This is a genomic window from Streptomyces sp. NBC_01216 (genome assembly GCF_035994945.1).
Lineage (GTDB): Bacteria > Actinomycetota > Actinomycetes > Streptomycetales > Streptomycetaceae > Streptomyces.
In genome coordinates, this window is sequence record NZ_CP108677.1 from 625,629 (window position 1) to 648,087 (window position 22,459).

Sequence of the window (22,459 nt, forward strand, 5' to 3'; positions counted from 1 at the left end):
TCCGGAACGCCGGGCGCGAATCTGGGCCGACCGGTCCCTCACGCGGGACGGCCGGCACCTCGCGTCGAGCCCGCCCCCGTCCGACGCTGGGATCATCACGCCCCAACGCTTGAGGAGCGCAGCGTCATGGTCCGTTACGTGTACGACTTCACCGAGGGCGGCCGTGACCGGGCCGATCTCCTCGGCGGCAAGGGATCGAACCTGGCGGAGATGACCCGACTCGGCTCCCCGTGCCGCCGGGATTCACCCTCACCACCGAGGCGTGCCGCGCCTTCCTGGACACGGGCAGCGAACCCGCGGGCCTGTGGGAGGAGGTCTCCGCACACCTGTCGGCCCTCGAAGCGTCCGCCGGCCGGGTCCTGGGGCAGCCGGACGATCCGCTGCTGCTGTCCGTCCGCTCCGGCGCGAAGTTCTCCATGCCCGGCATGATGGAGACGATCCTCGACATCGGCCTCAACGACGACTCCGTCCTCGGCCTGGCCAAGGTCTCCGGCAGCGAACGCTTCGCCTGGGACTCCTACCGCCGCCTCGTCCAGATGTTCGGCAGCACGGTCATGGGCGTCGAGTCCTCCCGCTTCGAGCGGTCCCTCGCCCTGCTCAAGGACCTGCGCGGCGTCCAGGACGACGTACACCTGACGGCATCCGACCTGACCGAGCTGGTCGAGACGTACAAGAACCTGATCCGCCTGGAGACGGGTGGCCACTTCCCCCAGTCCCCCGTCGAGCAGCTGCGCCGGGCGGTCCTGGCCGTCTTCGAATCCTGGAACGGCGAACGCGCCCGCCTGTACCGGCGCCGCGAGCACATCGCCGACGACCTCGGCACCGCCGTCAACGTGCAGCGCATGGTCTTCGGCAACCTCGGGGCGGACTCCGGCAGCGGCGTCGCCTTCACCCGCGACCCTGCCACCGGACGCCCCGGCCTGTACGGCGACTACCTGTCCGACGCGCAGGGCGAGGACGTCGTCGCCGGCATCCGCAACACCGTACCGCTGGCCGAGCTGAAGCACCTGGACGCCACGTCATACGACGGGCTGCGCACGCACATGCGCACCCTGGAACGCCACTACCGGGACCTGTGCGACATCGAGTTCACCATCGAACGCGGCACCCTGTGGATGCTCCAGACCCGCGTCGGCAAGCGCACCGCCGAGGCCGCCTTCGTCCTCGCCGCCGAGCTGGCCGACGAGGGGCTCATCACCCCGGACGAGGCGCTGGCCCGGGTGAGCGGTGAGGGCCTGGCCCGGCTGATGTTCCCGCGGTTCGACACCTCCGCGAGCGGTACCCCGCTGGCCCACGGTGTCCCGGCCTCTCCTGGTGCGGCGGTCGGGGCCGTGGTCTTCGACTCCGCCCAGGCCGTACGCCGCGCCGCGACCGGCGAGAAGGTCGTCCTCGTCCGCCAGGAGACCACCCCCGACGACCTGCCCGGCATGATCGCCGCGCAGGCGGTCCTCACCAGCCGGGGTGGCAAGACCAGCCACGCGGCCGTCGTCGCCCGCGGCATGGGCAAGGTCTGCGTGTGCGGCGCCGAGGAGCTCACCGTGGACACAGAGGCCCGGCGCTTCACCGCTGCGGACGGCACCGTGGTCGAGGAGGGCACCGTCGTCTCGGTGGACGGCTCCACCGGAGCGGTGCACGCGGGCTCGGTGCCGCTGGTGGACTCGGCGGTCATCCGGTATCTGGAGGACGGCCGGGGCGACGGTGGCGCGCAGGCCGTGGTCGACGCGGTGGCCCGGGCTCTGGCCCGCGCTGACACCGTGCGGCACCTGGAGGTGCGGGCCAACGCCGACACCCCGGAGGACGCCGCACGGGCCCGCCGGTTCGGAGCTCAGGGCGTCGGACTGTGCCGCACCGAGCACATGTTCCTCGGTGAGCGCCGCAAACTGGTCGAGCAGATGATCCTGGCCGGCACGGATGACGAGCGCGAGCAAGCCCTGGCGGACCTCCTGCCCCTTCAGCGGCAGGACTTCGTCGGCATCCTGGAGGCCATGGACGGTCTACCGGTCACCATCCGGCTGCTGGACCCGCCGCTGCACGAGTTCCTGCCCGACCACACCGAACTGGCGGTGCGGATCGCCTCCGCTCGGACCCACGGAGGGGAGTCGGACGCGCACGACGTCGAGTTGCTGGGCGCCGTGAACCGCATGCACGAGGAGAATCCGATGCTGGGGCTGCGCGGTGTGCGCCTGGGGCTGGTCGTGCCCGGCCTGGTCGCCATGCAGGTCCGGGCGATCGGTGAGGCCGTGGCCGAACGTCTGCTGGCCGGTGGCGCGCCCAAGGCGGAGATCATGGTCCCGTTCGTCGGTGACGTCCGTGAACTGCGCCTCGTGCGCGAGGAGGTGCGGCGGGTGCTGGCCGAGGTCTCGCAGGTGGCCGGGGTCACCCTCGACTGCGCGGTCGGCACCATGATCGAGCTGCCCAGGGCCGCCCTGACGGCGGGCCGGATCGCCGAGGAAGCCGAGTTCTTCTCCTTCGGCACCAATGACCTGACCCAGACAACCTGGGGTTTCTCCCGCGACGACGTCGAGGCGGAGTTCTTCTCCGCCTATCTGGACAAGGGCGTCTTCTCGACTTCCCCCTTCGAGACGCTCGACCGCGAAGGGGTCGGCCGGCTGGTGGGCATCGCCGTCGCCGAGGGCCGCGCCACACGCCCGGACCTCAAGATCGGAGTGTGCGGTGAACACGGCGGCGACCCCGACTCGGTGCACTTCTTCCACACCGTCGGACTGGACTACGTCTCCTGCTCGCCGTTCCGGGTGCCGGTGGCGCGACTGGAGGCAGGCCGGGCGGCGCTGGAGGGGACCGAGGGGAACGACAGCAGGTGAGCCACGGGGCGGGGCCGCTCGGCCCTCAGGCCAGGGACCGACCGCTCCTCGCCTGGGGCCGGTCGCCTCTGGGACGGGAGCGACGAGCGCGGCAGTCTTGAGGCGTCGCAGAACGATCACAGGGAGTGGAGCACATGCCCGCCAAGGACATCGGTGCCCGTGAGACCACCGCCACCGTACGAGTCCGCGCCGACGGGGAGGTGGACGAGGAATCCCTCGCCTACTTCCGCGAGAAGGTCGCCGCCACTCTGGACCGGCCCGGCCTGCCGCTCGCCGACCGGCTCCACGCCCGGCTGCGCTCCGCCACCGAACGCGTCGCCCACCGCGGCGACACCACCCGCCGGACGGCCGCGCCGCCCCGTGGCGTGGCGGCCCGCAGAAGTAGGCGCCGCAGGACGCCGGCCCCGGCTCCGGCCCTCCCCCGCCCGTGAAGGAGATCCGTCGTGACCGCTCACATCGTCGGCGAGGTAATGACCAGGGACGTCGTCCAGGCCCGCCGAACGACACCGTTCAAGGAGGTCGTGCGGTTGCTCGACCACCACCGGATCAGCGGACTGCCGGTGGTCGACGCCGACGACAAGGTCCTCGGCGTCCTGTCCTCCAGTGACCTGGTGCGTTGCCAGGCGCACCGGGACGGCCCCGCTCCGTCGCCCGCCGTGACGGCGGGCGACGTGATGTCGAGCCCCGCCATCACCGTGCACCCCGAACAGACCGTGCCGGACGCCGCCCGGCTGATGGAGCGCCGCGGCGTCGAGCGGCTGCCCGTGGTCGACGAGGCCGATCGTCTCATCGGCATCGCCACCCGTCGCGACCTGCTGCGGGTCTTCCTGCGGGCGGACGACGACATCCGCCGCCAGGTGACCGAGGAGGTCGTCGTCGCCGCGCTGAACCTGCCGTCCGACGCTGTCCGCGTCTCTGTCCGCGACGGCGTCGTCACCCTCGATGGCCGGGTGGAAGCGCGGAGTCAGGTGCCGGAGCTCGTTCACGCCGTCTGGCGCCTCGATGGTGTGGTCGGCGTGGTGAACGGACTGCGCTTCCGCATCGACGACCGCGAGGCGCCCATCCCGTCCCACCGGACCGGGAGCCCGTGAGCGCAGCGGCCGGCGCTGCCGTGCGGCGGCTCGATCGGGCCGTAGTACACCGTCTGGTAGCCGCTGCCCTGGATCGACCAGTAGGGGAAGGCCATGGCGAGTGCGGCCACGGTGGCGTCCCGGAGCAGTCGGCCGAGAGTGAGGCCGTCCCGGCCACGGACACGGCGTCCGGGGCGCCGCGTGAACGGCAGGCGCATCGGCCATGTCGGGCGCGGGCGCGACATCCGCGGCGTCGCTCGCCGCGAGCGCCACTCGCGACCCCGCCGGACGCGAAGGCGAAGCCGGCCCCACGGCGATCGCATGGCGGCGTTCCCCGGCGTGCGGTGATCCGGCGGCCTCCCGAACGGACCGACCGCACCTGGGCGGGGCCCCGGTCAGCGTGGATCGCGGCGCGGTACGGGGATCATCGCGAACGGTCCCGCGGCGCGAAGGTTCCCCCGGCGGGCGGGACGGCCGCGAGGTCGTGTGCCGGGGAGGGTCACGGTGCGCCGCACCCGGCTGCCGGGCTTCGGGTTGCGGCGCACCCGTGCGGGGCGCGGGGATGGGGCCGGGTGCGGGGTCAGGGGGCGGCGATGACGACGGCGTAGGTGCCCGCCCCGAGGAGGCTCTCCCCCGGGTACTCCTGGCCACCGGCGATGAGCCGGTCGACCCGTCCGGTCGTCTCGTCGAAGTCGATGTCGTCGAGCGTGCCGAGAACCTGCCCCGTTTCGGTCAGGAGCCGCTTGCCGAGGGGATCGAGGCGCTTGTCCGCCAGTGCCTCCGAAACGTCCTCACCACTCTGGATCCTGTCGGCCGAGCGCACGGTGACCGCGTCGGGCCCGAAGGACTGGACGCGGTCCCACGCGATCGCGGTGCCCGGTCCGCGCATCTTGAGCCGGAGGCCGGCCACGCGGGCGGGCGAGGGGGCGACGGCGAAGCCGGCGATGGTGGCGATCGTCTCGGCCGTGGCGAGACTGACGACTCCGCGTCCCGCGGCCTCGCTGAACAGCATCACTTCTCCTCTTCCAGTCGCGCCCGCAGCCCGTGCGACGCCTCGGCGAATCCCGTGAGATCACCGGCGGTGAACTCGGCGGTGGCATCGGGCACCACGACCATCTCGCCCGAGACGGCCACCGGCTTGGCCACCGGAAGCAGCACCCGGTGTCCCTCGGTGGCGGACTCGACGTCGTAGCCGACCACGACCGGCTTGCGTCCTGATGCGATGACGACGTCGACGATCCTGCCCAGGTCGGTGCCGCCCTCGGTCATCATGCGGGCACCCAGCACATTGCCGCCGGTCGAGCGCGCGTCCTTGGCGGCCTGGTCGTCGTCGGCGAGCGCGTCCTCGTTGCGGATCATCACGGCGTCGGGCCCCAGTGCGTGCACACGGTTCCAGAGCAGGGCCCGTCCGAGCGGGCCTGACAACAGGCCGCGACCGCTCAGGGTGAAGCAGCGCACGCTGCCGGTGGAGGAGTCGAAGACGATGTCCTTGATCTGGGCGACGTCCTGGCCGCCGAGTGTCACCACCGGCAGTTTCGCGATCTCGGCCGCTCGCACGTATCCGGTCATGAGCGCGACCCCTTGCCCCGGCGCGGGCGCCTGCCGCCCGCGATGACTCCGCCCGTGCGGCGACGTGCCTGCACAGCGAGGGCGGACGCCGTCAGTACGACGACCACCGCCACGGCGACGATCAGCCAGATCCACCAGTCCATGCGCGGAACCTCCCGGTGCCTTCGGTGTTCCCTGTCCAGGCCCTGATGTCAGTATCCGCCGGAAGCGCCGACGACGGCACCTCGGCCGACGGCCGGCCTCGGAGCGCCGTGGGGAAGTGGACGGGACGGCCCGATGACCACCCGGCCCGCTTCCGCGCCCGCGCGGTCGACGAGCCGGGCGCGGAATTCTGCGTACCGTGGCATGAGGAGGACGTACGAGCGGTTCCGTCGGGTGTGAGGAGCAGGCCATGGTGCGGGCTGACCGGGACGGCACGGTGATCACGGCGGCGGGCCACGGGGGGCGGGCCCGCGGAGTGACCACGGAGGGGGGCCGGTGCGGCCGGCCGGTGGGCGGCCGGTGACCCGCCGGCTGATCCGGGCCGCCGTCTTGACCGCCGGGGCGGCGGCGACCGCCGTCGGGGGCTACGCCGGGCTGGTCGGCGGCGCGCTTCCCGTCGACATCGGGCTGGGCCGGCGGGTGCGGCGGCTGGGTCCGCGGACGGTGGACATCCGCGCACCTCGGGAGCTCGTGTTCGAGGTGATCGCGCAGCCGTATCTGGGGCGGGCGACGCGGGCGACGCGGGAGAAGGTCCGGGTGCTCGAACGCGGCGCCGACATGGTGCTGGCCGCCCACACCACCCCGCTGCACGGCGGCCGGTTCACGGCGGTCACGGTGGAGACGGTGCGCTTCACGCGGCCCCGGCGGGTCGACTTCCGCCTGGTGCGCGGCCCCGTTCCGTATGTCGTCGAGACGTTCACCCTGACCGAACGGGAGACGGGCACCCGCCTGGTCTACCAAGGGGAGATGGGCACGGACCTGTGGGCGGTCGGAGCCTGGTGGGGGGCGGTGGTGGCGCGCCGCTGGGAGCAGACCGTCGCCGCCTCGCTCACCACGCTCGGGGTGGAGGCCGAACGCCGCGCGGGCCCGCCGTGAGCAAGCGGTTCACCCGTCCGGTGAGCACGCCCGGCACCGGGCGTGGCGAGGACAGCCCGCTCGCGCGCAGGCGCCCCGAAGGTCGGCCGGCGCGGGTGCTCCCGTCGCCGACCGTCGTGTCGTCGGCCGGAACGGGGGCGACGGAGAACGCGGACCGGTCGAGAAGAGGCGCGGTGGAGGAGAGGAGTCCCCATGACGCAGGCGCCCGTGCCACGGCGAAAGACGGACCGGGACGAGGTGTTCGTGGAGTTCACCAGGTCGATCTGCCCGATCTGCAAGGTGCCCGTGGACGCCCAGGTCAACATCCGCGCCAACAAGGTGTACCTGCGCAAACGCTGCCGTGACCACGGCGGGTTCGAGGCCCTGGTCTACGGGGACGCGGAGGAGTACCTGTCGTCGGCGCGGTTCAACAAGCCGGGCACGCTGCCGCTGGTCTTCCAGACGGAGGTGCGGGACGGCTGTCCCTCGGACTGCGGGCTGTGTCCGGAGCACAAGCAGCACGCCTGTCTGGGAATCGTCGAGGTGAACACCGGCTGCAACCTGGACTGTCCCGTCTGCTTCGCCGACTCCGGCCACCAGCCGGACGGCTATTCGATCACCCCCAAACAGTGCGCGTCGATGCTCGACGCCTTCGTGGAGTCGGAGGGCGAGGCGGAGGTGGTGATGTTCTCCGGCGGGGAGCCCACCATCCACCGGCACATCCTCGACTTCGTCGACCTGGCGCAGGCCCGCCCCATCCGCAACGTCACCCTGAACACCAACGGCATCCGCCTGGCCACGGACCGGGCCTTCGTCGCCGCGCTCGGCGAGCGCAACCGGGTGCCGGGTCGGTCGCTCACCGTGTACCTGCAGTTCGACGGCTTCGAGGAACGCACCCATCGCCTGATCCGGGGCCGTGACCTGCGCGCGTTCAAGCAGCGGGCGCTGGACCACTGCGCCGAGGCCGGGCTGACCGTCACCCTGGTCGCCGCCGTCGAAAGGGGTCTGAACGAGCACGAACTCGGCGCGATCATCGAGTACGGCATCGAGCACCCCGCCGTGCGCTCCGTGGCCTTTCAGCCCGTCACCCACTCCGGCCGGCACGTCGCCTTCGATCCCCTGGACAGGCTCACCAACCCCGACGTCATCCGGCTGATCAACGCGCAGCGGCCGGAGTGGTTCCGGGACGGCGACTTCTTCCCCGTGCCGTGCTGTTTCCCGACCTGTCGGTCCGTCACCTACCTCCTGGTGGACGGTGAACCGGGCGACCGCACGGTCCTGCCGATCCCGAGGCTGCTCGATATCGAGGACCACTTGGACTACGTCACCAACCGCGTCCTTCCCGACCCCGGGGTGCGCGAGGCGCTGGAGAAGCTGTGGTCGGCCTCCGCCTCGATGGGAGCGGCCACGACACAGGACCGGCTCCGGGCGACCGCGGAGGCGCTGGACTGCGGCGGCAACGCCTCGGGGTGCGGAGGTTCCGGAGGCGCCTGTGGCATCGATCTCCCCGAAGCCGTGGCGCAGTTGAGCGAGAAGGCGTTCATGATCGTCGTGCAGGACTTCCAGGACCCTTACACCCTCAACGTCAAACAGCTGATGAAGTGCTGCGTCGAGGAGATCACCCCCGACGGGCGGCTCATCCCGTTCTGCGCCTACAACTCGGTCGGATACCGGGAGCAGGTCCGTGCCCGGATGTCCGGCGTGCCGGTCGCGGACGTCGTGCCGAACGCGCTGCCGCTCGTGGGGCGGCTGGCCGACACCCCTTACGGCTCGAAGACGTCGCGCGGCGAGAGTGACGGGCGGCACCCGTGAACGAGGAGGAGATCAAGAGCTGTTGCGCCGACGCCTACGCGAAGGACGTGGTCGCGCTGCTGCTCGGCGAGTCCTACCACCCCGGTGGCACCCGCCTGACACTGCGCCTCGCCGATCGTCTCGGGCTCGCCCCGGGCATGCGGGTCCTCGATGTCGCCTCGGGTCGCGGCACCACCGCGCTCCTGCTCGCCGACCGCTACCAGGTGCGCGCGGACGGCGTCGACTACGCGCCCACCGGCGTCGCTCTCGCCCGGGAGGCGGCCGAGGCAGCCGGGCTCGCCGACCGGGTCTCCTTCACGACCGGCGACGCCGAACGGCTGCCCTACGGGGACGCGGTGTTCGACGCCGTGGTGTGCGAGTGTTCCCTGTGCGTCTTCCCGGACAAGGCACGAGCCGCCGGCGAGTTCGCGCGCGTACTGAAACCCGGTGGCAGGGTCGGCGTCACCGATGTCATCGCCCGGCCCGACCGGCTGCCGCCCGAACTGCGTGGCCTGGGCGCCCGTATCGCCTGCGTCGCCGACGCCCGTCCGCAGTCCGCGTACACGGCCATCCTGGCCGCCGCGGGGCTGCGCACGGTCGCGACCGAACGTCATGACCGGGCGATGGTCCGCTTGATCGACCAGATCGAGGCGCGCCTGGCTCTGGTGCGCCGCACCGCACCGACGCGTCTCGCCGCGTCGGGCGTGGACCCGGCCTCGGCCCGGGACGTACTGGACGCGGCGCGCGCCGCCGTCGCGGGCGGCGACCTCGGCTACCTCCTGCTGACCGCCGTACGGCCGGCCCGGCCCGCCACGACCGCCGGAGCGAGGCCCCCGGATGGCGGGGCGCTTCGTTCGTGTGAGGGCGGCGGGGGCACGCCGGCCCGGCCGCCTGACGGCCCGGAGGGGGCTTCGCCACTCCGACAGTGCGGACCGGCACGCGGTACGCCCCCGCTCCGGCCCCAGGAAACCTCACCCCCGGGCCGGGGGCCGTGACCGGGGCCCCGTGCTCAGGTCCTCGGCCGGGACCTGGGCCCTGATGTGCGGCCCGGGGGCCTGAGCCCGGCGTCGAATCCGGGTGTCCGGGGTCAGGGTCCGGGCCCGGAACCCCGGGGCCCCGGGTCAGGGCCCGGAGTCACGCCTCGGGCCGCTCGCCGATCAGGCGGTGTGCAAGGTGAGGCCGTATCGCCGGAGGATCTCGTTGATCGGCTGGAACCACGTCTCGCCCCCGGATGAGCAGTTGCCCCAGCCACCGGAGGTGACACCCTGCGCCTGGTCTCCACTGATGAACGCGCCGCCGGAGTCACCGCCTTCCGCGCAGACGCTGGTCTTCGTCATCTGGTGGACGGCGCCCTGGCTGTAGTTGACGGTCTGGTTCTTGGCCAGGACGGTGCCGCAGTGCCAGTGGGTCGTGGAGCCGGAGCGGCAGATCGACGCGCCCACGGGGGCCTCGGCCGAGCCACGGACCAGTCGGTCGGAGACGGTTCCCCAGCCGAGCACCACCGGCACCGTCCACCAGCCACTGTGGATGCCGACATACGCGTAGTCGTCACCGGGGAACGAGGAGCCCTGGAACGTGCCCATGGCGGACCCGTCCCAGCCGCGCACCGCCGCCCCGGCCCGACCGCAGTGCCCGGCGGTGACGAAGCCGCCGTACACCGAGAAGCCGATCGAGCAGCGGACGTTGCCGGTGTAGTACGGGTCTCCGCCGACGGTGCCCGCCGCGTAGGTACGAGGTGCGGCGGCCGTCTCGGTGACGGCCACGGGCCCGGTACGACGAGCCTGTTCCACGAAGGCGCGCACCGCGGGCGCGGCGCGGTCGGCGCGCACCACGGTGACCACGAGGCTGTTGGCCTTGGGGTCGACATGCCAGCCGGTCACTCCGGCCGGGGCGGGAACGGCGTCCAGGCGCGACTTGGCCCGGTCGAGCGCGGCGGCGCTGTGGCGGACGATCCGGGTGTCGGCACCCAGCGCACGGACCTCGGGCTCCTCGGACCGGTCGGTCAGGGCGACGACCAGCCGCCCCGTGGACGGCTCGAACCACGAGCCGCCGTAGGTGCCTCCGGCGACCCGCCGCGCGTCGGCCTCGACTTCCGCGGCGTGCCTCTCGGCACGTAACCGCTCTTCCGCCTGGCGCGCCGTGAGCCCGAGGTCGTGTCGCATGGCTTCGAGTAGACCGGCCGAGGCCGCGGGTGGGTCGGCGACGGATGCGGCGGTCGCGACTCCGGCGTGGGTGCCGCCGAGCCCGACGGCGAGCAGCAGGGCCGCCGACGCGGCCCGCAGAGAGGTGGTGCGCCGAGCGATGGTGCGTTTCACGAGACCTCCTGGTATGGGGACGCACATCTGAGAGCGCTCCCAGAGAGCGCTCTCAGATGTGCGGCGTCGGCGGCCACGCTAGCGGTACACGCTTGTCAGGTCCAGACCAAGGAACGACTGCTTCGGCGAACCGGACGGCGACGCGGGGTGGCGAGGCCGGGCGGAGGTGCCGGCGACAGGGGGTACGGTAAGCACCGGCCGGCTGCACCCGGGCCCCGCCGCCCATCGGCCGGACGGTCTCGGCGTCCTGCTCGGCTACGGGGTGTGCGGCGGGGTACGCGTCGCGCCGGTGTGTGCGGGGCCGGCCGCGCGGGGGCCGGTCTCAGGAGGTGCCGTGCTCCGCGACCGCCGCCGGAAGGCGTCGCGCGACCTCGTCCGCGAGGCGCTCGAACTCCGCCCGCAGGAAGGGGCCGGCCAGGCGCGCGAGGCCCTTGAACCGGAGGGCCGCCCGGTAGGTCAGCCGGGTGACCGCGGGCGACCGGGCTTCGAAGAGGAGTTCGTCCCTGGCGGTGACGGTCTTGTTCTCGCCGATGAACACGAGCCGGTCGGACTCGCTGCTGACCAGCCGGTACAGGAGTTCCGTGGTCCGTCCGCGGAAGCGCGACGTGTTGCGCCAGGTCGTTCCGGGCCGGACCGGGCCGTCTCCGATCCGGACGCAGCGGACCGTTCCGGGATCCCAGCTCTCGGTGTGGCCGAAGTCCTCCAGGTAGGCGACGAGTTCGGCCTGGGGAAGGGCCACGAGAAAGCTCCGCTCCACCTTGATCACTGCGCTGTCCTCCCGCCCGCGGCCCACCGGCCCCGTCCGCCCCGCTCCCTGCGTCTGACGGACATCCTTCTCTCGCCACGGCTCCGGCGGATGCGCGCCGCGACGCCGAAGCGAATCCCCGCCCGGGACGACCGCGGGACCCGCGACACGCCACCGGACCCCCGGGTGCATCCCGGGACCGCCCTCGCGACGAAACAGGAAGGAGACGTAGAGACGGCAGGAGACGGCAGGAGCGAAGAGAAAGTGGGGGCCCGCGGGACTGGGCGGGGTACGGCGGATTCGATCCGGCACCGACGGGCCGTGAGGAGCGGGAGAGACCGGAGGGGGCCGGGAAGGGAGGACCGGCCATGGAGGCGTCCCAACGAGAAGGCCACGAGGCGGGCGGCGCCCGGCGACGGGAGTCGGTGTGGGATTATCCACGCCCGCCACGGACCGAACGCGACACGCGCCGGGTGACGGTACACCACGGCGGCGCGCTGCTCGCCGACAGTCGTCACGCGCTGCGTGTCCTGGAGACGAGTCATCCGCCCGTGTTCTACCTCCCGCGCGCGGACGTCCGAGTCGACCGGCTGACCCGGTCGGCGGCCAGGACCTTCTGCGAGTGGAAGGGCGTGGCCGTGTACTGGAGCCTCCGGGCGGAGGGACCGGCGGGGCCGGACGTGGCCTGGAGCTACGAGGAGCCCTCCCCCGGGTACACGGATCTCGCCGGGTACGTCTCCTTCTATCCGGGACGGGTCGACGTCTGCACCGTCGACGGCGAGCAAGTCCGGGCCCAGCCGGGTGACTTCTACGGTGGCTGGATCACCCACGAGATCCACGGGCCCTTCAAGGGCGTTCCCGGCAGTGCGGGGTGGTGAACCCGCCGCTCTCGCCGGGGCGGGCCGCGCACGGACGATCGCACGACGGCCGCTCGGCCGCGGCCGTTCCGGCGCATGGCCCCGGTCGCGCGGTGTCCGCCGCTCGGCCCGGTCCCGGTCGCGCGGGGAGGTGCCGACGTGGCGGGGTCAGAGTGCGGCGGAAGGCCGCCGCAGGTCGGCCAGGACCTCGCGGGCCGCTCGGGTTCCCGAGGCGAGGGCCCCCTGCAGCGAGCCCGTGGCCCGGTGGTCGCCGCACACGTAGCGGCCGGGGGCGAACCGCGTGGTCCGCGAGAGCGCGAGCGGCGGGGGCATGGCCGGGAGCGCGTCGCGCACCACGACCCGGTGCACGAGTTCCCAGGGCCGGGTGTCCGCTCCGTAGACCTCGGCGAGCGCCGCCAGGACGGCGGCCTCCTGCCCGGGGCCGGGGTCGCCGAGGACGGAGGTCGACACCAGGGCCCGGCCGTCCACCGCGTAGCCGCGGTGCACCTCGGTGAGGACACAGGTGTGGAGAAACCGGCGCCGCGTGTCGACCATCAGCGTCGGTTCGGCCAGTGGGGAGCCCTGCGCCGCATGGTACAGGGTGGTGACCACTCTGCCGCGCGGTACCTGGAGGCCGGGCAGGAGGCGGGCCGCGGCGCTCTGTCCGGTGGCGACGACGACCACGCGAGCGGTGTGGTGACCGCCGTCGGCCGACGCCACCCCGCGGTCGGTCAGGGAGGCCACGGGAACCCCGGTCCGCAGGACGCCGTCGGGAAGTCCGGAGGCCATCTGGGCCGGTACGGCACCGATGCCGTCGGTCGGCAGGCACAGGGTGCCGCGCAGCATGGTCCGCCAGACCAGGTGGAAGAAGCGGGCCGAGGTCTCCAGCTCGTCCTCCAGGAACACGCCGGACAGGAACGGCCGGAAGAAGGTCTCCACCAGCTCCGGTGAGATTCCCGCGTTCGCGAGGGCGGTGAGTGTGGTCGAGTCGGGTCTGGTACGCAGGTGTCCGGCCGGGGCGAGGACGTCACGCGCGGAGAGCGTGCCCAGAGCGAGCAGGTCGCGGGCCGAGGCGAGCCGGCCGGGAATCAGGTCACGGCTCTCACGCGGCCGGCGGGAGGGATCGGTGAAGCGGCGTGGCCCGTCGTCGGTGTGCACCAGCACGCCCGGGGTGAAGGGCCGAAGCCGCAGGGCCCGCAGGTCCAGGCGCCGCTTCACCTGGGGGTAGGCCGTGTTGAAGACCTGGAAGCCGCGGTCGACGGTGAATCCGGCGAGCCGGTCGGTGCGCATCCGGCCGCCGACGGTGTCCTCGGCCTCCAGCAGGACCACCCGAAGGCCGGCGGCGGCCAGATCGGCCGCGCAGGCCAGACCAGCGGCTCCCGCTCCGACGACCACCACGTCGCCGCCGTCTTCCGTCTGCGTCATGAACGCCGTCACTCCTCACGTGCCGTGGCCCCGGCCTCCGGACCGCCACGTTACGCGAGACCTCCGGTGCGCAGCGTCACCCGGGACGTCCGGACCGCCTCGACGGCACCCGCCGCCCGTTCGGAGCACGGGAGGACGCACAGGCGTTCCCCCTCGTCCCCGGCGGGCTCACCTCATCGGGTGAACACCGGCCGACGGACCGATCCCCCGGGGCCGTCGCAGCGAACCAGCGGGTGGAGGGCACCTCGGCCCTCCCCCGCCCGGACCCGGGCGGGTCGGATCAGAAGAAGGGTGCACTCCATGCAGCACATGCTGAAGACCGCCGGGCTCGCACTGGCCGCCGGAGCCGTCGTGGTCGGCGGTTCGTCGACGGCGATGGCCGACTCCGGGGCCGAGGCCGTCGCGGCCCACTCCCCCGGCGTGGCGTCGGGCAACGTCCTCCAGGCCCCGGTCCATGTGCCGGTGAACCTGTGCGGCAACACCGTCAGCGTCATCGGCCTGCTGAACCCCACGTTCGGCAACACCTGCGTCAACCACTGACTCCGCGTTCGCGGCCCGGCCGTCGGCCGCAGGGCGGCACGCCGGGCTGAGCAGCCGCCGTGCGGGACGGGATGACCGGCACCGTCGCTCCTCGTCCCGCACGGCACTCCCCTCCGCCGACGCGTGCGCGGGCCCGCGCACGCGTCGGCGGTCCCGTCACCCCGGGCTGAGCTCACCGGCTGACCACGGGCGCACCACGGCGGGAAAGGCGCGAGAGGCGTCCGGGGGCCGTCTCGGCGAGAGGCATTCGGCGTAAAGCCGCGCCCTCCGCATCCATAGCGGACCAATCGTCTGAAAACGTCGACATCGGCGCAGGGTGCGCCCAGGACGACGGAGGCGTGATGAAGCTACGAGACGAGCTCCCGGTCGATCACCATCTGGCGAAGGTCTACCGCACGGGTGCCGCCCTCTGCGGCCTGATCCTCATCGCCTTCGGCTGTCTCGGCCTCGCCGACGCGCTCAGCCCCTTCGACACCTCCGGGGACCGCGTCCTCGGGATGACCACGAACACCACCCTGAGCATCCTGTCGCTGGTCTTCGGGCTCGCGCTGGTCGGCGGCGCCGTCATCGGGGGCAACGTGGCCTCGACACTCAACATGGCCGTAGGGACGCTGTTCCTCCTCAGCGGTTTCGGTCACCTCTTCGTCCTGGACAGGCCCGCGAACTTCCTCGACTTCGGCATGACCAACGTGATGTTCAGCTTCGTCATGGGGCTGCTGATCGTGACGTTCGGCATGTACGGACGGGTGTCGAGCAAGCTTCCGCACGACAACCCCTACTGGCAGCGCCGCCACCCCGGGCACGCCGGACACGCGGGGGAGGCGGAGCAGGGCGGCCGGGGCGCGGACGACGGCCCCCGCGGCGCACTGCCGGCGGGGGAACGCGAGCACGGCGCCATCGACGCCACGTGATCCCCCGCCCCCCGCCGGAGAGCGGGACCGGCCCGCGACGTGACGGGGAATACGGTCCGGACCGGCTCCGCGAGGGGCCCTCGGCGGGCATACTTACCGCCTGGTAACTCGCCAGTCACGTCCGGCATCCGGAGGAATCCATGTCCCGGCCCGCCCGCTCCGCCCTTCTGCTCGCCGGCCTTCTCGCGACGGCCGGCACGGCCCACTTCGTCGCGCCGCGGCAGTTCGACGCCATCGTGCCGCGCGCCCTGCCGGGAAGCCCCCGAGCGTGGACACGGGCCAGCGGAGTGGCCGAACTGGCGCTCGCCGCCGGCCTGGCGCTGCCGACGACGCGCCGGGCGAGCGCCCGGGCAACGGCGTTGTTCTTCGCCGCCGTCTTCCCGGCCAACGTGAAGATGGCGTACGACTGGCGCGATCGTTCGGCCGCCGCCAAGGCCGTGGCCTATGCCCGTCTTCCGCTTCAGGTACCGCTGATCGTGTGGGCCGGACGGACGGCCCGCGCCGAGCGCTGATCGCGCGCGAGCCGAGACCGGGCGAGCCGTCGGCCGGCTCCGCTCGCCCCGCCCTGCACCTCCCGGCCGGTCCCGACGAGTCTCGATGGGTCTCGATGAGCCCCGACGAGATCAGCCGGCGGGTGCCCCGCTCCCGGCGGGGGCGAGATGGCGCCGGAGCAGGTTCTCGTGACGGCCGGGAAGAGCGAGTTCCAGCCGGTGCGGCAGGCGTCCGCCGACGGTGGCCGCCGACGCGCGGGCCCAGGAGAAGTACAGGACGGTCCGGCCCGCCGGACCGTCGGAGCCATTGTGTCCGCCTCCGTCGGGCTGGAGCCGGCACCCGTCACGGACCAGGGTGTACAGCCGGGGCAGACGTGGGGCCGGCAGCCCGGTGGTCACGGCGAGGTGATCCTCGAGGCGGTGAAGCCGCTCGTCCCGGGCGAGGGCGTCGAAACGGCGCTGGGGGTCGGTCAGGACGAACACCTCGATCTCCCGGGGGCAGCCCCCCGGGCCTGCCAGCGGGATGGGCAGGACATGCACCGCCGGTGCGGTGGACGACGCGGAGCGGCGCCGCACGCGTTCGCGGACGACGGTGCTGGGGAACGGCGGGCGGCCGTGCATTCCCCGGCGTGTGAGTGCGGCACGCGCCGCGTCGAGGCCGGTGGCGAAGACCATCAGGGCGATGTGGTCGATCCGGCAGGCCGCGGCGAGGCGGTCGAGCGCCTGCGGCGGCGTGGTGTCCGGGAGGGCCCCGGTCAGCAACTCCCGGGTGTCCAGGGTGCGCAGGAGCCGGGAGGCCCGCTCCAGGTGGAGGAGGTCCCGCTCGTCGAGCGGCGCCCCCTCGACCCGGGCGGGGGCGGCGGGGTAGGAGGTCATGAAGCTGAGTCCTTGGAGAGGAGGCCGACCGGTTGAGCGGTGAGGTGGTGGCCTGGCGACCTCTCGGTCAGCCGCCGGGCCGCAGGGCGACGGTGTCGGTGGCGCCGGTAAGACCCGTGAGGACGATGCCGGGATGGGGAGACGCGGCGTGGACCCCGGTGCCGCGCGGTTCGCATCCGGGCCGTCTCCCTCGGGTCTCGCCGGGCCCGTGATCGAGATCCGAGGGGAGACGGCCCCGGGTTCACGGGGCGACCACCGGTGGTGCCGTGGACGTCGGGGAGGTTCTCAGGGGCGCGTCCGCCGGTGGATCACCCCCGATCGGGACGAGGAGGCACGCCGTCCGGAGCGGCGACGCCGTCGTCTCCGGTTCGGGGGCCGCTCGGGGGAGCCTCCCCGGAGAAGGCGGACCGTCGGCAGGCAGGGCACCGGGACGAGGAGGCAGAAGCTCACGCTCCCTCCCCGAGCGTCCCCTTCCCGGTCGGGGCGCGTCCCGCGCGCCCTGGTGGCGGCCCCCAAGCGGCGGCCCGCAGCCGCTGCATCGCGGGCGTGACGCCGGTCAGACGCAGCCACCGCCCTTCTCCCGTCCAGCCCCGCAGGATCCGCAGCAGGGCGGAGTCCGCGAAGGTGACGCGCGAGGTGTCGAGGACGAGACGGCGGTAGCCGTACACCGAGGCGACGGCCAGCAGCACCCGGAGCGGTCCCGCGCTGTAGTGGTCGACCTCACCCTGGAGTGCGACGCGCAGGGTCTTCCCGTCGTCGGCGCTGCAGGAGCGGACGCTTGTTCCGCACGGAGCGGCGTCGGCGCCCTGGTCGTGGGGTTCCGGCGCCGAGGGGGCGGCGGGGTCGGTCAGTATCGGAGGGTTCTGTGCGGTACTCACGCCTGTGCAACCGTCGGGCTCCGCCGCCCGGCACGGTCCGTCACTCCCTTGGAACGGCATTGCGCGCGTGAGAGGGTATTCCGTCACCCGTCCGAGCCAACCCCGCATCCGGCCCGTGCCGTTCGCACCGCCCACGGACCCCGGGGGATTCCCGGTGCCCCGGGGTCCCGCGCGGTTCCGGGTCCTCCGGCTCGGGAGCGGGGGCAGCAGACGATCGTGACGGCCGAGCCGATCCCCTCGGGTCCTGAGCGTGCCCTCGCGTCAGGTCCGGAGCATTCCCTCGCGCAGGCGGGCCAGGTTCCGTGAGAGCAGCCGGGACACCTGCATCTGCGAGACACCCAGGAGCTTGCCGATCTCGGACTGCGTCAGCTCTTCCACGAACCGCAGGTGCAGCAGTCGCCGGTCCCGCTCGCCGAGCCGCTCCAGCAGGGGTGCCAGGGTGTGGAAGTCCTCGAAGAGCTCGACCTCGTGGTCCCGCACGCCGATGAAGTCGGCGAGCGAGGTGTCGTCCTCGCCCTCGTCGCCGATGGCCGCTTCCAGGGACATGGAGTGGTAGCCGTTGGAGGCGAGACGTGCCTCGACGACCTCCTCCTCGGAGACCTCCATGTGCTCCGCCAGCTCGGCCACCCGCGGCGAACGCCCCAGCCGGCCGCCGAGCTCCTCACCGGCCCGTGCCAGCTCCACTCGTGCCTCCTGGAGACGGCGCGGCACGTGCACGGCCCAGGAGGTGTCACGGTAGTAGCGCTTGATCTCCCCCACGATGTACGGGACGGCGAACGTGGAGAACTGCACCTCGCGGGACAGGTCGAACCGGTCGATCGCCTTGATCAGACCGATCGCGCCGACCTGGACGATGTCCTCGTACTCGTCACCGCGCGAGCGGAAGCGCCCGGCCGCGTAGGACACGAGGGACATGTTCATGTCTATCAGCGTGCTGCGGACGTACTGGTACTCGTGCGTCCCCTCCTCCAGTACCGCGAGCCGCGCGAAGAACAGCCTGGACAGCTCGCGTGCGTCCTTAGGCACGACCTTGTCGGGGGCTTCGACGACCGGCAGGCCGCCCGGCCCGGTCTCGACACCCGTCCTCGTCTCCGTCGTGACCGCAGTCGGCACTTCGATGACCTCCTTCTTCGTATGGCGTGGCTCGTGTTCCCGGCAGGACGGGGCGCCTACCCCGCCTGTCCGCGGACATGCCTGCCCTTTTCCCGCCCCTCCGTCCCACCGTCCTTTTCCGGAAGCGGAGTTGAGGTCCAGCCCCGGGCGGGGAAACCGTGGTGGCAGGACGGAGTGGACCACCCTCGGGGGCGCCGGGAAGGTGCGCGAGACCCCGCGTTCAGCCTCCCCAGCCGCGGAGTTCCGCTCCGTCGGACAGGCGCCCCGTCAGCCGTACCGGGCCGTCCGCGCCGGACCGGACGGCGAGGGCCGGTCCGCGCGCGGTGGCGGATACGGCACCCCGGACGGTGACCGCGGTCAGGTGCCGGCTGCCCGCGGCGAGGTAGTAGCGGACCCCGGACGGAGCGGTCCAGTACGTTCCCGCGAGCAGGTGCTGTCCGAACCGGCCGCACGCGGCGGTGTCCCCCGTCGGCGGCGGTGTGCCCGTCACCGGTCGGTTCCGGCCCGTCGGCTCTTCCAGCGCCACGGTCACCCGGCCGCGCCCCGCCCATGTGTCCGCGCGGACGCAGGTCCACGTCGCCGCGCCCGCCCGCTCCGGGAGGGACTGCCGGGCGAACTCCCACCGGTTGACCGCCCGCACTCCCGTCCCCCGCATCCCGGGCAGTACGCAGGCCGTCCGTGCCCATGCCCGGAGGCCGGCGGCGGAGGTCGCCTCCCTCGGCTGACGGGCGGGCGCTCCGGTCCCCGGGGCCGGCGTCCAGGTGAGATGGACGGGGGTGACCTCCCCCAGGTCCGCCAGCAGGAAGGAGTGGTCCTCGACGATCCGCGTCGAGGAGCGCAACTGGAGCACGGGGGCCCGGTCGCAGCCGGCCGGTGCCCCCGGAACGGGCTCCGTGACGCCGTCCCGGGAGACACCGAGCCGCCTGGCCGGCGAGTCGGGCCGCAGGAGGTCGCGTACGGAGCTCTCCGCGATCCAGGGCGCGAGCAGGAACCGCACGCCCTCGGGCGACCTGCCCGCCACCACGGCCGCACCGGTGGTGACGTCGGCGTCGTCGGACCGGGCGAGGTCGAACGCCACGGGTCCCCGCCCGGACAAGGGCTCGGCGTAGCGTGCGAGCCGGACGCCGTCGTGCAGGAGCACCACGGCGTGCGCGTCCACGTCCCCGGCGAAGAGCAGCCGGGCCGGCCCCATGGGGGGCGTGGCTCGGGTGTCCGCCGCCGCGCTCAGCCGGAGGCCCGGCGGTCCGGCCCGCCCGCCGGCACCCCGAACCCAGGCGTCCAGCGCGCGGGCGAGCAAGGCCCTGTCGTCGGCCCGTGCCCCACGGGCGGGCCAGGCCGTGAAGTCGACCCGGCCGGTGTCGGCCCAGCGCTCCTCGGGGGCGCGGACCAGCCGGTCGGGGTCCGCCGCACGGGCGAGCGCGGCGACGGCGACGGGTTCGGTCGGCGCGCCCTTCGCCGGGCCGGGCGGGAGAAGCGCCGCCGTGGTCGCGGCCCCTGCGAGGAGGACGACGGCGCCGACCGCGACGAGCCGGACGCGCCTGCGCCGGCCCAGCAGGTCCGTGGGCCGCGTCTGCACGGTGCAGGGGTCGAACTCGGCGCCCTGAAGCAGCGGTTCGGCCTCGGGACCGACGGTGGCGCGCAGGCTCTCGGCCCCCCGCAGGGCGGCGTCGGGGTCGGCGACCCCGGCCGTGGCGAGCAGCTCGGCCGTGCCGCGCTCCGTGAGTCCTTCGAGGACGCGAAGGGCGAAGGCGGCCCTCACCTCGGGTGTCGCGCGGGCCAGTTCGCGGTCGAGGGCGAGTTCGTCGGCTCCGCCGGCCCGGGGGAAGAGCCGGAGCCCGAGGACGGTGGGGAGCGGCGACACGGGCCGGAACCGCGAGGAGCGGCGGGCGGCGCGCAGCGCGGCTTTCACCACCTGTTCCCGCAGCCAGGCGTGGGCGTCCTCCGCCGTACGTCGTCGGACCTGCCGCGGTTCCGGCGGATGCGGAACCACGCTCGCCCGGTCCCGGTCCGTTCCGTCACCCGGCATGTGCGTACCGGCCGCCCCGCTTCGGCGTACGGGGCCGGGGTCCGCGTGGATCGGCCGGTCGGGGGCCCGCTCGGCTCCGCCGCGCGGGGCGGGCACGGTCCGTCCCGGCCTCGTACGGCGAGCGCCCGACCAGGACTTCTGTAGGAGCGCGTGCGTGGCGAGGACGCGACGGTGCCGGCCGAGCGCCGGCGGCAGGATGAGGTGGGCGAGCCGGGCGAGCCGCGCGTAGTGCTCGACGAGCGCCGCCTCGGCGGCCACCCGGGTGGGGCGGTTCGGAGATATGCCGGTGCCGGCGAGGGTGGAGTGGGACTGCATGACCGTCCAACGAATCGGGCGGTGCCCGGTCACGTCGGACGGGTGACCGGAGGTCTCCCGGCACGGTGGCGGGGCACAGGGAACGCGTGGCCGGTCCTGTTCCCGCGGCAGGGGCCCGGGGACGCGGAGCGCCCGCGAGGCGGCCGAGGACCGGAGCGAGAGAGCGGCGGCCCCGGAGAACGTGGTGGCGGGGAACTCCGCGGCGCACGCTCCCCCGTGCGCGCCGGACCATCACGCCGGACCCGCGCACGACAGAGAGCCCGGCCGCGTGAGGGCGGCAGGCGCTCGGGGCCGACACCGCTCCGGACCGCGCCGCTCCGCGCGCACACGGCCGGTCATTCTGCCGATGCCCTGGGTCGCCCGGTGCCCCGACCGTGGCCGTGCCGGCTCCCACCGGCGCGGCGGGCGACCGGTGGTGCGGTGGGGCCGCCGGGTCACCCGGGGCCGCCGGCGGACTGACCCCGCAGCAGCAGCGCGTCGCGGTGCTGGTCGCGGCGGGGGCGACGAACCGTGAGATCGCCGACCGGCTGTCGCTGAGCCCGCGGACGGTCGACCACCACCTGCGCGACGTGTTCGCACGGCTCGGCGTCCGCTCCCGCGTCGAGCTCTCGGGCGTCCTGAACCGGGCCTCCCATGGCGACGACCGCGCCCGCGCCGTGATGCGCGTCGGCGCGGCGCGTCCGAGCCGACGGATACCCGTGGCCGGCGGCACCGCGATACCCGAGCGCCTCCGAGGCAGGCGACGCCGGACTTCCCCGGAACCGCTGCCCGGGTCACCGCATCCGCCGACGGCACAGACCGCGAAGTGGGGTCGAAGCCGTACCGGCGGCCGGAGCCGTACCGGCGGGTTGACGGGTCGAAGGTGGACCGGCGAAGGAGCGCTGCGATGACCGTGAGGGGCGTACGGGTGCTGGTGGTCGGGGCCACCGGCGAGATCGGCGGCGTGGCGGCCCGCCAGTTGACCGGGCAGGGCGCGGTGACGGCGCTCGCCGGCCGCGACCGGCGGCGGCTCGCCCGGACGGCCGAGGAACTCGGCGGGCGCCCGTGGCAGCCGTTCGACGCCTACGACCTCGACGGCGGCGCGGGGCTCGCGGGCTGGGCCGAGACGGCGCTCGGTGGGCTGGACGCCCTGGTGGTGGCCGTCGGCGTGGCCGGCTTCGGCCCGGCGACGGACGTGTCGGACGCCTCGTGCGAGCACCTGTTCACCGTGAACGCCCTGGCCCCTATGGCCGTCGTCCGCGGCGCGCTGCCGGTGCTGTCGGCGGGTGGCGCGGTCGTCGTGGTGACGGGGGAGATCGTGGACCGCCCGATGGTGGGCATGGCCGACTACACGGCGGCCAAGGCCGCGCTCGCCGCCTGGCTGGGCGTCGTGGGACGCGAGGCGCGTCGCCGCAGGGTCAGGGTCACCGACGTACGCATGCCGCATCTGGATACCGGCTTCGCCGGACGCGCGGCCGTGGGAACCCCGCCCGAACTGGGTCCGGGCGCCGACCCGGAGGACGCGGTCAGCCGTCTCGTCGTCGCGCCGGCGCTCGCGTCTGGGCCCCACTGACCCCGCGTCCACCTGGCCTCCCTTTCCGCGCGGAGTCCGCGCGGGCGGCGCGCCGCACGGGTCGCACGGTGCATGACTCCTGGACGGGGTGGAAGGAAAGCCGGTGA

General features: G+C 73.7%; 21 protein-coding genes and 1 pseudogene. 12 read left to right on the plus strand and 10 right to left on the minus strand.

Translation table 11 applies throughout. From position 1 onward, the window contains the following. Positions 1-126 precede the first annotated feature (126 nt). From ppdK to OG393_RS02755, 3 genes and pseudogenes are all read left to right on the plus strand, one after another. A pseudogene (gene ppdK, locus OG393_RS02745) lies at positions 127-2,822 on the plus strand (pyruvate, phosphate dikinase). 134 nt (positions 2,823-2,956) lie between these two features. Beyond that, complete coding sequence (locus tag OG393_RS02750; RefSeq protein WP_327372915.1) at positions 2,957-3,253, plus strand: hypothetical protein; 297 nt, start codon at positions 2,957-2,959, stop codon at positions 3,251-3,253. Positions 3,254-3,265: 12 nt separating this feature from the next. Beyond that, entirely contained in the window at positions 3,266-3,913 is a 648-nt protein-coding gene (locus OG393_RS02755; RefSeq protein WP_327372916.1) for a CBS domain-containing protein, read from the plus strand. Between the two features lie 559 nt (positions 3,914-4,472). Here the strand turns inward: OG393_RS02755 and OG393_RS02760 are convergent. From OG393_RS02760 to OG393_RS02770, 3 genes are read right to left on the minus strand one after another with little or no spacing between them, the layout of a single operon-like run. Then, positions 4,473-4,904 (minus strand): PRC-barrel domain-containing protein, encoded by a 432-nt coding sequence (locus OG393_RS02760; RefSeq protein WP_327372917.1) that lies wholly within the window; start codon positions 4,902-4,904, stop codon positions 4,473-4,475. After that, positions 4,904-5,461 (minus strand): PRC-barrel domain-containing protein, encoded by a 558-nt coding sequence (locus tag OG393_RS02765; RefSeq protein ID WP_327372918.1) that lies wholly within the window; start codon positions 5,459-5,461, stop codon positions 4,904-4,906. Before OG393_RS02765 ends, OG393_RS02760 begins: the two co-directional genes overlap by 1 nt. Beyond that, positions 5,458-5,604, minus strand: coding sequence for a hypothetical protein (locus tag OG393_RS02770; protein WP_327372919.1), 147 nt, complete (start codon positions 5,602-5,604; stop codon positions 5,458-5,460). The genes OG393_RS02765 and OG393_RS02770 overlap by 4 nt, the downstream gene beginning before the upstream one ends. 358 nt (positions 5,605-5,962) lie before the next feature. Between OG393_RS02770 and OG393_RS02775 the strand changes: the two genes are divergently transcribed. From OG393_RS02775 to OG393_RS02785, 3 genes are all read left to right on the plus strand, one after another. Next, positions 5,963-6,538, plus strand: coding sequence for an SRPBCC family protein (locus OG393_RS02775; protein WP_327372920.1), 576 nt, complete (start codon positions 5,963-5,965; stop codon positions 6,536-6,538). Between the two features lie 192 nt (positions 6,539-6,730). Next, on the plus strand, positions 6,731-8,329 hold the full coding sequence (locus OG393_RS02780; RefSeq protein WP_327372921.1) for a radical SAM protein: 1,599 nt from the start codon (positions 6,731-6,733) through the stop codon (positions 8,327-8,329). After that, the gene (locus OG393_RS02785; protein ID WP_327372922.1) at positions 8,326-9,303 is read left to right on the plus strand and encodes a class I SAM-dependent methyltransferase; all 978 of its coding nucleotides are present in this window, start codon (positions 8,326-8,328) and stop codon (positions 9,301-9,303) included. The genes OG393_RS02780 and OG393_RS02785 overlap by 4 nt, the downstream gene beginning before the upstream one ends. 162 nt (positions 9,304-9,465) lie before the next feature. Here the strand turns inward: OG393_RS02785 and OG393_RS02790 are convergent, their stop codons facing one another. Then, a complete protein-coding gene (locus OG393_RS02790; RefSeq protein ID WP_442817250.1) occupies positions 9,466-10,623 on the minus strand; it encodes a S1 family peptidase in 1,158 nt (385 codons plus the stop codon). Positions 10,624-10,945: 322 nt separating this feature from the next. Further along, positions 10,946-11,389, minus strand: a complete 444-nt coding sequence (locus OG393_RS02795; protein WP_327372924.1) for an SRPBCC family protein — start codon at positions 11,387-11,389, stop codon at positions 10,946-10,948. A gap of 452 nt (positions 11,390-11,841) precedes the next feature. Between OG393_RS02795 and OG393_RS02800 the strand changes: the two genes are divergently transcribed. Next, positions 11,842-12,246 carry a DUF427 domain-containing protein gene (locus tag OG393_RS02800; RefSeq protein WP_327372925.1) on the plus strand — a complete coding sequence of 135 codons (405 nt, stop codon included), beginning with the start codon at positions 11,842-11,844 and terminating at the stop codon, positions 12,244-12,246. Positions 12,247-12,393: 147 nt separating this feature from the next. On the opposite strand, the gene OG393_RS02805 is transcribed toward OG393_RS02800, so the two are convergent. Next, on the minus strand, positions 12,394-13,650 hold the full coding sequence (locus tag OG393_RS02805; RefSeq protein WP_327372927.1) for an NAD(P)/FAD-dependent oxidoreductase: 1,257 nt from the start codon (positions 13,648-13,650) through the stop codon (positions 12,394-12,396). A 309-nt stretch (positions 13,651-13,959) separates the two neighbouring features. Between OG393_RS02805 and OG393_RS02810 the strand changes: the two genes are divergently transcribed. The 3 genes from OG393_RS02810 to OG393_RS02820 all read left to right on the plus strand — a co-directional run bounded on the left by OG393_RS02810 (position 13,960) and on the right by OG393_RS02820 (position 15,613). Next, on the plus strand, positions 13,960-14,190 hold the full coding sequence (locus tag OG393_RS02810) for a chaplin (RefSeq protein WP_442817397.1): 231 nt from the start codon (positions 13,960-13,962) through the stop codon (positions 14,188-14,190). 341 nt (positions 14,191-14,531) lie between these two features. Next, positions 14,532-15,101 (plus strand): DUF4383 domain-containing protein, encoded by a 570-nt coding sequence (locus tag OG393_RS02815; protein ID WP_327372929.1) that lies wholly within the window; start codon positions 14,532-14,534, stop codon positions 15,099-15,101. A gap of 140 nt (positions 15,102-15,241) precedes the next feature. Continuing rightward, positions 15,242-15,613, plus strand: a complete 372-nt coding sequence (locus tag OG393_RS02820; protein ID WP_327372930.1) for a DoxX family protein — start codon at positions 15,242-15,244, stop codon at positions 15,611-15,613. Positions 15,614-15,724: 111 nt separating this feature from the next. Here OG393_RS02820 and OG393_RS02825 read toward each other — a convergent pair whose 3' ends face one another. The 4 genes from OG393_RS02825 to OG393_RS02840 form a co-directional block, all read right to left on the minus strand. Then, positions 15,725-16,468, minus strand: a complete 744-nt coding sequence (locus OG393_RS02825; protein ID WP_327372932.1) for a hypothetical protein — start codon at positions 16,466-16,468, stop codon at positions 15,725-15,727. Between the two features lie 446 nt (positions 16,469-16,914). Next, the gene (locus tag OG393_RS02830) at positions 16,915-17,346 is read right to left on the minus strand and encodes an STAS domain-containing protein (protein WP_327372933.1); all 432 of its coding nucleotides are present in this window, start codon (positions 17,344-17,346) and stop codon (positions 16,915-16,917) included. Between the two features lie 261 nt (positions 17,347-17,607). After that, the gene (locus OG393_RS02835; RefSeq protein WP_327372934.1) at positions 17,608-18,459 is read right to left on the minus strand and encodes a SigB/SigF/SigG family RNA polymerase sigma factor; all 852 of its coding nucleotides are present in this window, start codon (positions 18,457-18,459) and stop codon (positions 17,608-17,610) included. Positions 18,460-18,679: 220 nt separating this feature from the next. Then, positions 18,680-20,800 (minus strand): hypothetical protein, encoded by a 2,121-nt coding sequence (locus OG393_RS02840; protein ID WP_327372935.1) that lies wholly within the window; start codon positions 20,798-20,800, stop codon positions 18,680-18,682. A 380-nt stretch (positions 20,801-21,180) separates the two neighbouring features. Between OG393_RS02840 and OG393_RS35400 the strand changes: the two genes are divergently transcribed. Beyond that, on the plus strand, positions 21,181-21,690 hold the full coding sequence (locus OG393_RS35400; protein ID WP_442817251.1) for a helix-turn-helix domain-containing protein: 510 nt from the start codon (positions 21,181-21,183) through the stop codon (positions 21,688-21,690). Then, positions 21,687-22,352 carry an SDR family oxidoreductase gene (locus OG393_RS02850; protein WP_327372936.1) on the plus strand — a complete coding sequence of 222 codons (666 nt, stop codon included), beginning with the start codon at positions 21,687-21,689 and terminating at the stop codon, positions 22,350-22,352. Before OG393_RS35400 ends, OG393_RS02850 begins: the two co-directional genes overlap by 4 nt. The last annotated feature ends 107 nt before the right edge of the window (positions 22,353-22,459 follow it).

Excerpts from the sequence above, each read along its gene's own strand:
- OG393_RS02805 (WP_327372927.1), bottom strand. The coding sequence starts at position 13,650 with ATGACGCAGACGGAAGACGGCGGCGACGTGGTGGTCGTCGGAGCGGGA.
- OG393_RS02810 (WP_442817397.1), top strand. The coding sequence starts at position 13,960 with ATGCTGAAGACCGCCGGGCTCGCACTGGCCGCCGGAGCCGTCGTGGTC.
- OG393_RS02760 (WP_327372917.1), bottom strand. The coding sequence starts at position 4,904 with ATGCTGTTCAGCGAGGCCGCGGGACGCGGAGTCGTCAGTCTCGCCACG.
- OG393_RS02765 (WP_327372918.1), bottom strand. The coding sequence starts at position 5,461 with ATGACCGGATACGTGCGAGCGGCCGAGATCGCGAAACTGCCGGTGGTG.
- OG393_RS02840 (WP_327372935.1), bottom strand. The coding sequence starts at position 20,800 with ATGCAGTCCCACTCCACCCTCGCCGGCACCGGCATATCTCCGAACCGC.
- OG393_RS02820 (WP_327372930.1), top strand. The coding sequence starts at position 15,242 with ATGTCCCGGCCCGCCCGCTCCGCCCTTCTGCTCGCCGGCCTTCTCGCG.
- OG393_RS02780 (WP_327372921.1), top strand. The coding sequence starts at position 6,731 with ATGACGCAGGCGCCCGTGCCACGGCGAAAGACGGACCGGGACGAGGTG.
- OG393_RS02815 (WP_327372929.1), top strand. The coding sequence starts at position 14,532 with ATGAAGCTACGAGACGAGCTCCCGGTCGATCACCATCTGGCGAAGGTC.
- OG393_RS02770 (WP_327372919.1), bottom strand. The coding sequence starts at position 5,604 with ATGGACTGGTGGATCTGGCTGATCGTCGCCGTGGCGGTGGTCGTCGTA.
- OG393_RS02750 (WP_327372915.1), top strand. The coding sequence starts at position 2,957 with ATGCCCGCCAAGGACATCGGTGCCCGTGAGACCACCGCCACCGTACGA.
- OG393_RS02825 (WP_327372932.1), bottom strand. The coding sequence starts at position 16,468 with ATGACCTCCTACCCCGCCGCCCCCGCCCGGGTCGAGGGGGCGCCGCTC.
- OG393_RS02850 (WP_327372936.1), top strand. The coding sequence starts at position 21,687 with ATGACCGTGAGGGGCGTACGGGTGCTGGTGGTCGGGGCCACCGGCGAG.